Consider the following 14,096-nt stretch of genomic DNA (forward strand, 5'->3'; position numbering starts at 1 on the left):
TAAACGGGATGAACGGTCTAATATAATTCAATTTTCAGGATTGAAACAGCGCGCCAGAATGACGTTATTGTCAATACGGAGAGATAACGATGGCCAACCCCCTCGATCGTGAAACCCTGGCTCGCATCGCGCCGAAGCTAGCCGAGCTGAGTCAGAATGTACTTTTTAATGATATCTGGACGCGTGAACCGCTTTCTCCCCGCGAGCGCAGCCTGGTGACGCTCGGCGCGCTGACGGCGCTGGGCCGCGTTCAGCAGCTCCCCTGGCATATCCGCTTCGCCCAGCAAAATGGCCTGACCCGTGAAGAAATCGTTGAGGTTTTCACCCATCTGGCATTCTACGCCGGCTGGCCCGCGGCGGTTTCCGCCCTCGAATGCCTGCAAGAGGAGTAACGCCGATGCCCTTTACCCGCATTAGCCTCCATCAGAGTTATAACGATACGCAAATCATGCAGATTTCCGACATTCTGCAACAGAGCCTTGAAACAGAATTTGCCGTCCCGCCCCACGATCGCTTTCAGGTTTTCGAACGGCTGCCGGCGAACCAGCATGTGTTCGACCGCCGCTATAAAAGCGCTGGCCGCAGCGACAGTTTTATTCAGTTCCATCTTCTGGCAGGTAAGCCTCGTTCAGTGGAGCAGAAGAGGAACTTCTGCCGTACCCTGTGCCAGCGGCTGCAGACGAAACTGCATATTAGTCCGGATGATGTGATGGTGATGATGCAGTTCAATACCGCCGATGAGTGGAGTTTCAGCCACGGGCTGCTGCTCTCTGAGGAGGCGTGATGATGGTGATGCCGTATCGTTTTACCTGGCGGGGCCGACTCCCCAGGACTCTCACTGACCGACGCATTGAGCAAAACGGCGCCAGGCTTATCATTCAGGTGTAATAAAAAAACGGGAGCCCATCGGCTCCCGTTTTTGTCTAACCCAGAGACGGGATTACATGTTCGCGATGATCGCGTCGCCAAACTCTGAACATTTCAGCAGCTTAGCGCCTTCCATCAGACGCTCAAAGTCATAGGTCACGGTCTTGGCAGCAATTGCGCCTTCAGTGCCTTTGACGATTAAGTCTGCGGCTTCGAACCACTGCATGTGGCGCAGCAGTAGTTAACCAATAACATCATTACTTGTTGATTTAAATAGAAAAATAGGTATTTTTGATACGTTATTAATGTGTTCAACCTAAGCCCTAACCTATTGAAATTCATTAGTATATTTTCAGTTTTGATAACTGGCTTTGAGTTTTTCAGCTCATCTGGATAGTGAATTATTAGCCAATAATACTTACTCCCTGTGAGTCGGGTTAAATATCTCCGGTGTTATAACTCATGATTTGAAAAGAAAATAAAAAAGCCTCGGAATCCGAGGCTTGCATTGGAACAAGCAGCGCCATTATATTATTTAATTACTACCTACCATGTAATGATTGCTCTTTTCCAAACCATCTTCCCTTTTTGTTCTTCTTTTATATGCAGAATCCTTTTCATAATAAAATATAAAATAAGAGAAAACGCAATGATAGCAATATATGTCCCGATACCGAAAGATACCAGAAACACAACCAAGATCCCAAAGAGCGCTACCAGTAAAGATGTGCAGATAGATATCAAATTAATTGTCTTGCGTGCGTCTCTTGATACATAGCCTTTAATCTTAAATGCATGGCAGCTGTGGCAGTGGTCCTCATTAATTAAAACTGCACCACAAAATGGACATTTATCATCTTTTGTTGTCATTTATTTTAAATCTCAACATAATAGTAATCACTCATCCACAACCTTCCCTGGCAAGCGCAATCAACAACAGAATGTACTTTATTTTTTTGTTCTATTGTCTCAACTCCCTCAACAATCACGAAATTGCAGTATGATTTTATTTTATTTATTCTTTTAAAGAATTCGCTCTCACTCTGTATTTCCCAGAAATAATCTTTATCAATTTTTATACATTCAAAATTAAACATATCAATAATTGTTAAACTTGTTAAGCCCCTTCCAAAATCATCCAGCCATACTGGACACAATTTTGAAAGACACTTTAAGTCAACCATACAGCATTTAGTATTGAATTCATGAAAATACTCGTTAATCTCAAAAGCAATGTTTTTTTGGTTTTTTAAGTAATCACCAATATATTTATCGTTCAAAATACAATCGCTAATAAGACTGTCAACATTCAACGAAACTGGCTTGAACTTCAATTTTGATGCATCAAGCTTTTCAATTGTCAATATCTGTCTCTTAAACACATCGATTTTTTCTTTATCGCTTAGCGAACTGAAGCAAAAAAGACCTTCATTAGCATGATAATCATTAGCGTTCTTTTTTTTAACACTTTTCGTGAGAATTTCCCAAGAATGAATAGAACCATCTTTTTTGTAAGATGGTTCTAAAACAAACCTGCAGGATTCTATTTCCACACTGTTCTTTAACATAAAAAAACACCGGAACTAAGAATATTCCTAATCGTGTCATAATTATAAATGAAAGAGAAATAGTTTAAAATGATCGATCATGATCGAACAATAGTCAAAACCTATCACACGCCACAAATTGATCGGTAATTCAAATCAAATGAAGTGAAAGGTAAAAATAGAAACATGATTTCATTATAAATCACAATAAAATCAATGTGTTATTAAATACTAATAATTTAGTGCCAGATATCAAACGTTAGTTGAGAAGGTGTCTGAGGTTCCGAAGAAATTTATCTGCGATGATAATGCCGATAATAAACCATCTTAAACATTTATAGGTATAACATCATAAGAAAATAAATCATTTCATCTTCAATTATTCGGCATGCAATATCCATTCTTCCCATTACGTTTAACTTCATATAGCATTTGATCAGCCTCTTTGATCCACTCGATAATTGATTCTTTATTTTCTGCACAAGAAATACCGATACTGACAGTACAGTACATATCTTTATGAGAAGGCAATGAAAGATCTTTAATTTTTTCCTGAATTATATCAACCATGGCTATAACAAGCTTGCTATTACTGTTGTTAACAATAATAGCCAACTCATCGCCACCAAATCTTGCTGGCACATCCTTCTCGCCAGCGCACTCTCGTAATATTGTTGATATACGAGATAACACCGCATCACCTACTTCATGACCATATGTATCATTAATTTTTTTAAAATTATCAACATCAATGAGCATAAGATAAGAATGAATTCTCTTTTTACGCGTCGCACGAAAAGCACTTTCCATTTTTTGCTCAAAAAATCGGCGATTTGGCAGATCTAAGCCAGGATCCATCAGCGCCTGTTTTTCCAGTAACTCCCTTCTTTTCCTCAACTTTATAGATAAGTGCCTTGAAACAACACTCAACACTATGGGATAACAGGTTGCCAACGGTAAAGAAAGCAATACCGTTCGGGTGCTGAATTCTATAGTATATCTGAAATCATTTGCTAACCAAACTATCACGAAACTAATCATCATCCACGTTAATGCTGGTTTTAAAATTTTCCATCCACCAGCAGCATAGCGATCAGCTATTTGAACGGAGATTATGAATAATGATGGAATTGGGCTAGCTTGCATTACGGCTATCCAGATACCAGCCCAGAATGAATCGAGTACCATATTCTTTTTTTCAGTACTCAGCATATCCTTCGACATCATGCTTGCCAGATAAGCAACCGATGGCCAGATGAGTGCATTCAAAATTAACAGGGCTATCGTTATTTTTTGATGTGACTGTTCCTGGAGGACTGAATATATAGGAAGAAAGCAAAGAACGACACCTATCTGACGTAAGAAATATACTCTTTTAATAAACGATGAATTTCTGTCAGATATGTATTTTTCATCTGGGAATTTTGTTAACATAGAAAGCCTATTATAAATCACTAAGAGCCGCTATCACTTTAAACCACTAAATTACAAGATAAAACCGCCCTGCATTACAAAGTTATAACATGGATGTGAAAATTACAAGATTGCACTTCAATTATTGATAAACGTATCAATAATAACATTTTGCATCCATTTTCTTGAATCTATCTGTAAGTTTTAAATCTAATGAAAGGCAATACTTTAGGGTTATATCCTTAAACATGAAAACCCAACAGGATTTATCACTATTGCATTATTAATTTTGGTAGATTATTAAACAACGACACAACATCTGACCAGTAAAAATTTACTTGAACTTACTTATCGTTTACTCCAAATTATTCTGTGATGTACACAGCAATTAATGTCGTTACAGTTGCCCCCGGCAAGTGCCTCCGGGGGATTTTTTATGCTCCTCAACTTTCTAGTGCGTCAACTCGCCTAATCAAATCCTGCACCACTGTTACCAAATCGGCGATGATGGCCGTGTAATCAACATTCATCACCCTGAATTTTTCGCCATCGATCTCCTGCTCGATGCCGAGGAAAGTATACAGATCATCAGCTTTTTCAGCCTGCTGAGCGATAAAACCACGCCTCCGGCGCGTTTCGCCTTTCATATTGAACTCGCATACCCCCAGCGCATTAATGCGCCTGGAGGCCCCTTCCTGAGGTTCTGTAAACCCGTCTTTCAGACGAACGTCAGAACCGGTAGTCATGACGTCACCTTTGCCGGTGGTGATTGTGCCGCCAGGCCGAAATAGCCAGGCATCGGTTCTTCCGAAACCGTCAGAGTACAGCACGATCCGGTGCTCAGTGCCGACCTTCTCCTCCATGTACATTTGCACGTATGCGCCGTCCGGGTCGCCGTAAGCGCCTCTTCCCAACATCTGAGACCGCACAGGTGCGGCGGTGACCTGCTGGCCGACTGCGATATTGCCGGGCATTGTTGAGCCAGCGGTTAAATTGCCATCGGTAACTAACAAGCTGGCATTGCCCTGAATATTTAGTCTGTTTTGCCGGTCCTGGATAATGCGGGCGGTAAAGTCGGCGATGCTGCCGTTGAAATGAAAGTCGATGTATGGCGTGCTCATCGATAGCTCTAACGCCTGGGAATACAGCTTGCCCTTTGCCGTATTATCGAAACCACCACCGACAACCAAATCTCCGGGCAACGTCGTCTGGTTATTGGTGCCAATAACGAGGATGTCATCAAAGGTGTCTGCCGGTGATACAGTGGTCGCTCTTGAACGCTGAACCCTAAACGGTGTTCCCGAGCCAACGGCAATTGTCCCGCCTTGCCCCTGTTTTTTGAGCAGAGCCAGATCTGAGTTCTTACCGAGTATAAAACCGGCATTATCGCTGGTTATAACCTGCGAGCCGTCGAGTTTGTTTCCTCCGGTGAGTTTTGCCAGCGCGTTAAGATCCGAGGCCTTCGCCATCCCGGCTATCGCCGGCACGGTCACCTGCTTTCCTGTGATCGGGTCAGTCAGGGTGATATTGCCGCTGCCGGTCAGGGCCATCGACCAGCCCTCCACTACACTACGCCAGAATGCAAACGCGCTGGCCAACTGGTTAGCAAACGACGAGGTGCTGGCGGTTTCAGCGGTAATAATGCCGTAACTGGCACCGGAAAATGCGGTGGTGATATTCCGGGTCAGCGTCAGTTGCGTGTCGCTGTCCACGGATTTGATCGCATACAGGTCAGCACTACCGCTGCGGTAGACCACTAGAATCGACCCGGGCAGTATCCCCAGCGCCTCCTGTGACCATTTTGTTGTCGCACCTGTCACCCGTGCCTGCGACGCGGCACCCGTGACGGTACCGACTTCATACATCGCCATAATAAAGTTCCTCCTGGATGGTTTTCCCTGGAAAAAGAAAAGGCCCCTTGCGGGGCCATATATTGTTATCAGGTTGATGAACCGCGAATTACGTTGTTATTGCGCGCGGCGAAGGCGTCGAATCTTGAGAGGATGGTTAATACCATCTGTCCGTTACGGTCCAGGTAACAGCCATATCGCAGAACAGCGTCGCCAGTACCGGCAGGGACGACAAATGACATGTTGTCTACGTTCATTGACTCTTGCGCCGTTAACAGGCGTGTTGCTCCACCTGTTTCATACATAAGCTCAATGCCTAGCTCCATACTGCCGCCACCAGACGTAGCGCCTGTGCCACGAAGAAGCATTGCATACGACAGATAGCCAGGATTCAGTCCGCCGTCAGCCCCTGGCGCGTAGGACATCCCCGCTCTGAGTTTCGCGCCGCCGTCGATAGTGATGCTATCCGTCTGGAGGAGTCCACCGCGAATATTGATCACCTGGTCGAAATTCTGCCGCCGGAACCGGGCCAGCTCAAACCACTGCCATGTAGCCTTCGGCACCTTGCGCGTGCGGTGCTGAGCGATGTTGATCGCAAATGACCCGATGTCGCCCTCGATGTGGTTCGCATATACCGTCCCCTGGAACCAGCCGTCAGTCGCATAAACCGCACCGCGAACGATCACGTTGTTGAACTGCGAAGAGCCATCCTTGGCGATACGCCAGCCGCGTGACCCGTCAACAAAGTCATTCGAGCGGATCTCGTTGCCGATCTTCGCGTTCGTGATGGAACCGTCCGCGATTTTGGTTGAGGTCAGGGAACTGTTTTTGATACGTGCCGTATCGATATACAGCTCATTGCCTTCGGCAACCATCACCGGAACAGCCGTCGCATTATTACGGTTAAACAGCGAGAAGCGGTCAGCGTAGAGGATCATGTCGCTCGTTTCACCATTGCTGCCCAGCGTAATCCCCGCGCCAACATTCTTCCCGTTAACCGTCTCAACCTTCATCGACCACAGCGAACTCACCGTACCATTCACATCCGCCACGGTTTTGGCGGTGTTCTGAACGGAAGCGCTGAGATCCCCGACACTGGATGTCAGGGTCGTCTGCTGCGTTGCCAGCGCCTCCAGTGCCGTTGCATGCGTCTGCTGGGTACTGGTGATACTGGCCACCGATTTAATCGTGTTGTCCAGCGTCGTCTGGTTTTTGATGTTGGCGGCCGCCTGCGCGTCAATCTGCGACTGAAGCGAGGTATTCAGGCTGGCCTGTGTGCTCTGGCTGTCGCTTAGCGTCTTCGCCATGTTATCGACGCGGGAGTTGGCATTATCCACTTTCGTGGCCAGTGCCGTCTGCTGCTGCGCCTGGGCGGTGATTTTCCCTTCAGCATCCGTTACGCGAGCCGTCAGACCGCTCACGGCACTCGCCGTCGCGTCAGAGGCATCCTGTGCAGCTTTCGCATCGGTAGCAGCGCAAAACTGGAAACACTCTCCTCCGACATTAAAGCAGTTGGTGCCGAACTGGTAAAAGAGGCTCAAAAGCAACGTCCGGACGCTAATCAGGTTCTGGCCGCCGAGCGCGGCGAATATGTTGAAGGGGTTAGCGACCCTACGGATCCGAAGTGGGTAACCGAAGACCTTACCAAGACCAGGCAGCCTGAAGTTTCAAAAATTGGGGACGGAGTATTTTCCATTGAAGGTCTTGTTGACGTTACGGGCAAGGTTAACCAAAAAGAAAAAACAGATGAAGTTGTTCATCAAACGGATTCTGTAGATATTGAATCCGGTCATCATAATAAGGAGGAAGATCAGCCAATTGATTATGTTCACGTTATGGTTGATCTGGAAACCATGGGTAAAAAACATAACGCCCCTATCGTCGCTATTGGTGCGGTTGTTTTTGACCCGGCAACCGGCTCTATTGGAGAAAGTTTCTATAAAGTCGTATGCCTTGAATCCTCCGTGAACTGGGGCGCCGTAATCGATCCATCTACTGTTATCTGGTGGCTTAAGCAGTCCTCCGAAGCACGCTCTGCGATCGTAAATGATGATGCTATCCCGTTGCAGGATGCATTACTCCAGTTCAGAGAATTTGTTTCTGATAATGTCGCTGGTGGGAGCAAAAAGGCGCAGGTATGGGGTAACGGTGCGTCATTCGACAACTCTATTCTGCGTTCTTCTTACGATTGCATTGCTGAAGATTATCCGTGGGAATACTGGAACGATCGGGACGTACGAACAATGGTAGAGCTCGGCCAAGCCATTAGCTTCGACCCCAAAACAACGATCCCGTTTGAAGGGTCTCGTCACAATGCCCTCGCTGATGCTATTCATCAGGCCCGCTATGTATCAGCGATCTGGCAGCGAATAATTGCCGGCAATCAGGTGCTGCAAAAATTGATGCAAAACTGATTTTGTATTTTCAGATACTGGCCCAGCAATGGGCCATGATGAGGTAAAACATATGCTCCAGATGTTAACCCTTGAAGAGTGGGCAAACGAGAAATACAGAAGCAATCCTCCAAGTGTTTCCACTCTCAGGAATTATGCTAAACAGAATATGTTTTCTCCCCCAGCCAAAAAAGAAGGTCGATTCTGGCGCGTCAGGGAGGATGCTGAGTTGGTCGGTACATTGACCACTCCTGTAGTAAAGAAAAGCGACCCTGTTCTTTTGCAGAGGATTTTGAACGATGGCTGCCAGACCACGTAAAAATAATATATCTATTCCAAATTTATACCCGCTCTTCAGCAGAAAGGTTAATAAAGTATATTGGCGTTATAAGCACCCGATAACTGGTAAGTTTCATAGTCTAGGAACAGACGAAGCAGAGGCCACGGCAATAGCTATTGAAGCAAATAAAAGACTGGCGGAACAACAAACCCGCCAGATAATGGCAATCACTGACAGAATTTCCACCAGCTCAGGAAAATCAATATCAACTAACACCTGGCTTGAACGTTACTGGAAGATTCAGCAGGAAAGATTGAAGTCCGGAGATATTAAAGAAAACACTATCAAACAAAAAGCAAAACCAGTATCTCTGCTTAAGGAACGGGTAGGAATGAAATTAATATCCGCTGTCAATGTTCGAGATGTTGCGCAAATTCTTGATGAATATTTAGCAGAGGGACAACCCAGAATGGCTCAGGTCATTCGCTCTGTCCTAATAGATGTTTTTAAAGAAGCTCAGCATGCGGGAGAAGTACCTCCTGGTTATAACCCTGCACTAGCAACTAAACAACCTCGTAGAAAGATCACTCGCCAGCGCCTCACTCTTGAGGAATGGCAAAAGATTTTTGATATAGCCGATGAAAATCACAAATACATGGGGAACGCCATGCTTTTAGCCATAGTAACAGGACAGCGACTAGGTGATATATCCCGTATGAAATTCTCGGACATCTGGGACGATCATCTACACGTTGAGCAAGAGAAAACCGGAAGCAAAATCGCTATACCATTAGCTCTGCGTTGCAACGCAATCAACTGGAGCCTCCGAGATGTAATCAGTCGTTGCCGGGATTATGCAGTAAGCCCTTATTTGGTTCATTTCTTTAGAACCACCTCACAGGCTGAGCGAGGAGCACAGGTGAAACCCAGAACACTGACCATGAATTTCAGCAAGGCAAGAGACAGTGCAGATATTGACTGGGGACAAGGTACACCGGCAACTTTCCATGAACAAAGATCGCTTTCCGAGCGGTTATATAAAGCCCAAGGTATAAACACGAAAGATTTACTTGGACATAAAACTCAACAACAAACGGATAGGTACCATGATGATCGTGGGAAGGGGTGGACAACGGTGGCCTTATGAGGTTTTTCGGGAGGGGTTTTGATAACTTGTTTTGATAAAATTTTGATAACCGTTCGAAAACTAATAATAAAAACGGGAACCACCAGGTTCCCGTTCTGACATAATCTGGGGGCCAGATTACATGTTCGCGATAATCGCGTCGCCAAACTCTGAACATTTCAGCAGTTTAGCGCCTTCCATCAGACGTTCAAAGTCATAGGTCACGGTCTTGGCGGCGATAGCACCTTCCATGCCTTTGACGATCAGGTCTGCGGCTTCGAACCACTGCATGTGGCGCAGCATCATCTCAGCGGACAGGATGATGGAACCCGGGTTCACTTTATCCTGGCCGGCATATTTCGGCGCAGTACCGTGGGTCGCTTCGAACAGCGCGCACTCGTCGCCGATGTTCGCACCCGGGGCAATACCGATACCGCCAACCTGCGCCGCCAGGGCGTCAGAGATATAGTCGCCGTTCAGGTTCATACAGGCGATAACATCGTATTCCGCCGGACGCAGCAGGATCTGCTGCAGGAAGGCGTCGGCGATAACGTCTTTCACGACGATCTCTTTCCCGGTGTTCGGGTTTTTGATCTTCAGCCACGGGCCGCCGTCAATCAGCTCACCGCCGAACTCTTCGCGTGCCAGCTGGTAGCCCCAGTCTTTGAACGCGCCTTCGGTGAATTTCATGATGTTGCCTTTGTGCACCAGGGTTAGTGAATCGCGATCGTTGGTGATGGCGTATTCAATGGCGGCGCGAACCAGGCGTTTGGTACCTTCTTCAGAGCACGGCTTGATGCCGATACCGCAATGTTCCGGGAAGCGAATTTTCTTCACGCCCATTTCATCGCGCAGGAATTTGATCACTTTATCCGCTTCGGCAGAATCGGCTTTCCACTCGATACCGGCGTAGATGTCTTCGGAGTTTTCGCGGAAGATAACCATATCGGTCAGTTCAGGATGTTTAACCGGGCTCGGAGTACCCTGATAATAACGAACCGGGCGCAGGCAAACGTAGAGGTCCAGTTCCTGACGCAGGGCAACGTTCAGAGAACGGATACCGCCGCCGACTGGCGTGGTCAGAGGGCCTTTGATAGCAACACGATATTCACGAATCAGATCAAGAGTTTCGGCAGGCAGCCAGACATCCTGGCCATAAACCTGGGTCGATTTTTCACCGGTGTAAACTTCCATCCAGGAAATTTTACGCTCGCCCTTATAGGCTTTCTCGACGGCAGCATCAACCACTTTCAGCATCGCCGGAGTCACGTCAACGCCGATACCATCGCCTTCGATGAACGGGATAATCGGGTTATTAGGGACGTTCAGCTTGCCGTTTTGCAGGGTGATTTTTTGACCTTCCGCCGGAACTACTACTTTGCTTTCCATTAACCTCTCCTTCGAGCGCTTCTGGTTCTGCTCTTCCCTCTTCACGCTAGCCGGGCGTTGGCTTTATTCGCCCACTCCCGTCATCGGAATATCCCGCTAACCGGAGATTTCGCGTCCGTGTCGCCTTCCTGTAATGCGAATCGGTTTGAGCAACCTTTTTGTTAATAAGTTGTAATGAGCATGTCAATACTACCTGAATGTTTGCGTCCATGAAAGGCATTCGTAATTAGGCTATAATGCGGCAATTGATTGAGTCTGAAAATACCATGCAAAAAACTTCTTTTAGAAAACATCGCGTTGAGCGATTCAGCACGCAACAAGTCACCAGACAACGCAAAGAACGCCAGCCAAAAACTGTGATCTTGTTCAATAAACCATATGATGTATTGCCGCAATTTACCGATGAAGCCGGACGCAGCACGCTTAAAGATTTTATTCCGGTTGCTGGCGTCTACGCTGCCGGTCGGCTGGACCGCGATAGCGAAGGCCTGCTGGTGCTGACTAACGACGGCGCGCTGCAGGCGGCCCTCACCCAGCCGGGCAAGCGCACCGGAAAGATTTATTATGTCCAGGTGGAAGGCGAACCCACGGCGGACGCGCTGGCCGCCCTTCGCGACGGCGTCACGCTGAATGACGGCCCCACCCTGCCTGCGGGAGTCGAGCGGGTGGCGGAGCCAGAGTGGCTATGGCCGCGAAATCCGCCCATTCGCGAGCGCAAATCCATCCCTACCAGCTGGCTTAAAATCACCCTCTATGAAGGACGCAACCGCCAGGTGCGGCGGATGACCGCCCACGTCGGCTTTCCGACGCTACGTCTGATTCGCTACGCGATGGGCGGCTATACGCTGGATGGCCTGGCCAACGGCGAATGGCGCAAAATTGATTAACAGTAGCCTAAGGAAAATCAATGTTTAAACCGCACGTCACCGTCGCCTGCGTGGTTCACGCGAAAGGCAAATTCCTCGTTGTTGAAGAGACGATCAACGGAAAAGTGCTGTGGAACCAGCCTGCGGGCCACCTCGAAGCCGATGAAACGCTGGTTCAGGCCGCAGAGCGCGAGCTCTGGGAAGAGACCGGCATTCGCGCCACGCCGCAGCACTTTCTTCGCCTGCATCAGTGGATAGCCCCGGATCGCACCCCATTTTTGCGCTTCCTCTTTACTATCGAGCTTAACGATACGTGCGCCACCGAGCCCCATGATAGCGATATCGATCGCTGCCTGTGGCTTAGCGCTGAGGAAATTCTTAACGCGACAAACCTGCGTTCTCAACTGGTTGCTGAGAGCATTCGCAGCTATCAGCAGGATCCGCGCTACCCGCTGTCGCTCATCGGTGAATTTAACTGGCCGTTTACAGGGGGTGCCTCAACCGAGGACGCGTGCTAGAATACGCCGCCTCGAAGTTCAATGTAGTGAGTATTCCAATGTCAGAAAGCCAGAAAAAAGTGATCGTCGGCATGTCCGGCGGGGTTGATTCCTCAGTTTCCGCCTACCTGCTGCTCCAGCAAGGGTATAAGGTGGAAGGCCTGTTCATGAAGAACTGGGAAGAAGACGACGGCGAGGAATACTGCACCGCAGCGGCGGATCTTGCCGACGCGCAGGCCGTTTGCGATAAGCTGGGAATTGAACTTCACACCGTCAATTTTGCCGCAGAATACTGGGACAACGTATTCGAGCTGTTCCTGGAAGAATACAAAGCCGGACGCACGCCGAACCCGGATATTCTGTGTAACAAAGAAATTAAATTTAAAGCTTTCCTCGAATTTGCCGCAGAAGACCTCGGCGCCGACTACATCGCTACCGGACACTACGTGCGCCGCGCCGACGTTAACGGCAAGAGCCAGCTGCTGCGCGGCCTCGACGGTAACAAAGACCAGAGCTACTTCCTTTATACCCTAAGCCACGAACAGATCGCGCAGAGCCTGTTCCCGGTGGGGGAGCTGGAAAAGCCGCAGGTGCGTAAAATCGCCGAAGAGCTGGATCTCATTACCGCGAAGAAAAAAGACTCGACCGGTATCTGTTTTATCGGCGAACGCAAATTCCGTGAGTTCCTTGGCCGCTACCTGCCCGCTCAGCCGGGAAAAATTATCAGCGTTGACGGCGACGAAGTTGGCGAGCATCAGGGCCTGATGTACCACACCCTTGGGCAGCGTAAAGGCCTCGGCATCGGCGGTATCAAAGACGGCGGCGAAGACCCGTGGTACGTGGTCGACAAAGACGTCGAAAACAATATTCTGGTTGTCGCCCAGGGCCACGACCATCCGCGTCTGATGTCCGTTGGGCTGATTGCCCAACAGCTGCACTGGGTCGATCGCGAGCCGGTTACGGGCACGCTGCGCTGCACGGTGAAAACCCGCTACCGTCAGACCGATATCCCCTGCAGCGTTAAAGCGCTGGATGACGACCGCATTGAAGTCATCTTTGATGAGCCGGTTGCCGCCGTGACGCCGGGCCAGTCTGCGGTCTTCTACCGCGGCGAAGTCTGCCTCGGCGGCGGGATTATCGAACAGCGCTTGCCGCTGCCGGCTTGACAGACATTTCAGCCGCTGAATGCGCCGCTCGGGCATTTGGCGGTTTATAAGGAGAATGTGTGGCGAAGAATTATTATGACATTACGCTGGCGCTGGCCGGCGTTTGCCAGGCCGCGCGTCTGGTTCAGGAACTGGCGCACCAGGGGCACTGCGATAGCGATGCTCTGCATGCGTCGCTGAACAGCATCATCGACCTCGATCCGGATTCAACGCTGGCGGTGTTCGGTGGTAGCGAAGCCAATCTTCGCCTCGGGCTGGAGACCCTTATTGGCGTGCTGAATACCAGCAGCCGCCAGGGGCTGAACGCCGAACTTACCCGCTATACTTTAAGCCTGATGGTGCTGGAGCGTAAGCTTGCCGCCAGCAAGGGAGCCATGGATACACTCGGCAACCGTATCGGTGGCCTGCGCCGTCAGCTTGAACATTTCGATCTGCAATCCGAGACGCTGCTCAGCGCGATGGCCGGCATCTATGTTGATGTCATTAGCCCGCTGGGCCCGCGGATTCAGGTGACCGGCTCTCCCGCCGTGCTGCAAAGCCCTCAGGTTCAGGCGAAGGTTCGCTCTGCCCTGCTGGCCGGAATTCGCTCCGCGGTGCTCTGGCACCAGGTCGGCGGCGGGCGCCTGCAGCTGATGTTTTCTCGTCATCGTCTGGTTAACCAGGCAAAACAAATTCTTGCTCATTTAACCCCGGAGTTGTGAT

At 48.8% G+C, this 14,096-nt stretch carries 13 protein-coding genes and 2 pseudogenes; 9 read left to right on the forward strand and 6 right to left on the reverse strand.

What is annotated here, in order from left to right; genetic code table 11:
- Positions 1-89 precede the first annotated feature (89 nt).
- Positions 90-392, forward strand: a complete 303-nt coding sequence (locus ACE3MN_RS15975) for a carboxymuconolactone decarboxylase family protein (protein ID WP_024359522.1) — start codon at positions 90-92, stop codon at positions 390-392.
- A gap of 5 nt (positions 393-397) precedes the next feature.
- Positions 398-784 (forward strand): tautomerase family protein, encoded by a 387-nt coding sequence (locus ACE3MN_RS15980; RefSeq protein ID WP_004138337.1) that lies wholly within the window; start codon positions 398-400, stop codon positions 782-784.
- Between the two features lie 156 nt (positions 785-940).
- On the opposite strand, the pseudogene ACE3MN_RS15985 reads toward ACE3MN_RS15980, so the two are convergent.
- From ACE3MN_RS15985 to ACE3MN_RS16005, 5 genes and pseudogenes are all read right to left on the reverse strand, one after another.
- Positions 941-1,108: pseudogene (locus tag ACE3MN_RS15985) on the reverse strand (isocitrate/isopropylmalate family dehydrogenase); the annotation flags it as partial.
- Positions 1,109-1,742: 634 nt separating this feature from the next.
- A complete protein-coding gene (locus ACE3MN_RS15990) occupies positions 1,743-2,435 on the reverse strand; it encodes an EAL domain-containing protein (RefSeq protein ID WP_014228923.1) in 693 nt (230 codons plus the stop codon).
- A gap of 354 nt (positions 2,436-2,789) precedes the next feature.
- Positions 2,790-3,848 carry a diguanylate cyclase gene (locus ACE3MN_RS15995; protein ID WP_004224164.1) on the reverse strand — a complete coding sequence of 353 codons (1,059 nt, stop codon included), beginning with the start codon at positions 3,846-3,848 and terminating at the stop codon, positions 2,790-2,792.
- Positions 3,849-4,270: 422 nt separating this feature from the next.
- Positions 4,271-5,698: a tail fiber domain-containing protein gene (locus ACE3MN_RS16000; RefSeq protein WP_014907806.1), complete on the reverse strand. Its 1,428-nt coding sequence runs from the start codon at positions 5,696-5,698 to the stop codon at positions 4,271-4,273.
- A 68-nt stretch (positions 5,699-5,766) separates the two neighbouring features.
- Positions 5,767-7,146: pseudogene (locus ACE3MN_RS16005) on the reverse strand (DUF1983 domain-containing protein); the annotation flags it as partial.
- A 366-nt stretch (positions 7,147-7,512) separates the two neighbouring features.
- Between ACE3MN_RS16005 and ACE3MN_RS16010 the strand changes: the two are divergent.
- Genes ACE3MN_RS16010 through ACE3MN_RS16020 form a run of 3 tightly spaced genes read left to right on the forward strand, consistent with a single transcriptional unit; the run spans position 7,513 to position 9,497 of the window.
- Complete coding sequence (locus ACE3MN_RS16010; protein ID WP_110184620.1) at positions 7,513-8,091, forward strand: 3'-5' exonuclease; 579 nt, start codon at positions 7,513-7,515, stop codon at positions 8,089-8,091.
- Between the two features lie 52 nt (positions 8,092-8,143).
- Positions 8,144-8,389, forward strand: a complete 246-nt coding sequence (locus tag ACE3MN_RS16015) for an excisionase (protein ID WP_012542206.1) — start codon at positions 8,144-8,146, stop codon at positions 8,387-8,389.
- Entirely contained in the window at positions 8,370-9,497 is a 1,128-nt protein-coding gene (locus ACE3MN_RS16020) for a site-specific integrase (protein WP_014228877.1), read from the forward strand. Before ACE3MN_RS16015 ends, ACE3MN_RS16020 begins: the two co-directional genes overlap by 20 nt.
- Before the next feature lie 117 nt (positions 9,498-9,614).
- Here the strand turns inward: ACE3MN_RS16020 and icd are convergent, their stop codons facing one another.
- Complete coding sequence (gene icd / locus ACE3MN_RS16025; protein WP_014228876.1) at positions 9,615-10,865, reverse strand: NADP-dependent isocitrate dehydrogenase; 1,251 nt, start codon at positions 10,863-10,865, stop codon at positions 9,615-9,617.
- Between the two features lie 236 nt (positions 10,866-11,101).
- On the opposite strand from icd, the gene rluE reads away from it, so the two are divergent.
- Genes rluE through hflD form a run of 4 tightly spaced genes read left to right on the forward strand, consistent with a single transcriptional unit; the run spans position 11,102 to position 14,095 of the window.
- Positions 11,102-11,752 (forward strand): 23S rRNA pseudouridine(2457) synthase RluE, encoded by a 651-nt coding sequence (gene rluE / locus ACE3MN_RS16030; RefSeq protein WP_004138338.1) that lies wholly within the window; start codon positions 11,102-11,104, stop codon positions 11,750-11,752.
- A 20-nt stretch (positions 11,753-11,772) separates the two neighbouring features.
- Positions 11,773-12,249 (forward strand): NUDIX hydrolase, encoded by a 477-nt coding sequence (locus ACE3MN_RS16035; protein ID WP_004138340.1) that lies wholly within the window; start codon positions 11,773-11,775, stop codon positions 12,247-12,249.
- A 38-nt stretch (positions 12,250-12,287) separates the two neighbouring features.
- On the forward strand, positions 12,288-13,394 hold the full coding sequence (gene mnmA / locus ACE3MN_RS16040) for a tRNA 2-thiouridine(34) synthase MnmA (RefSeq protein WP_004138341.1): 1,107 nt from the start codon (positions 12,288-12,290) through the stop codon (positions 13,392-13,394).
- Positions 13,395-13,453: 59 nt separating this feature from the next.
- The gene (hflD, locus tag ACE3MN_RS16045; RefSeq protein ID WP_049130905.1) at positions 13,454-14,095 is read left to right on the forward strand and encodes a high frequency lysogenization protein HflD; all 642 of its coding nucleotides are present in this window, start codon (positions 13,454-13,456) and stop codon (positions 14,093-14,095) included.
- Position 14,096 lies beyond the last annotated feature (1 nt).

Source organism: Klebsiella grimontii (assembly GCF_042137965.1).
Classification (GTDB): domain Bacteria; phylum Pseudomonadota; class Gammaproteobacteria; order Enterobacterales; family Enterobacteriaceae; genus Klebsiella; species Klebsiella grimontii.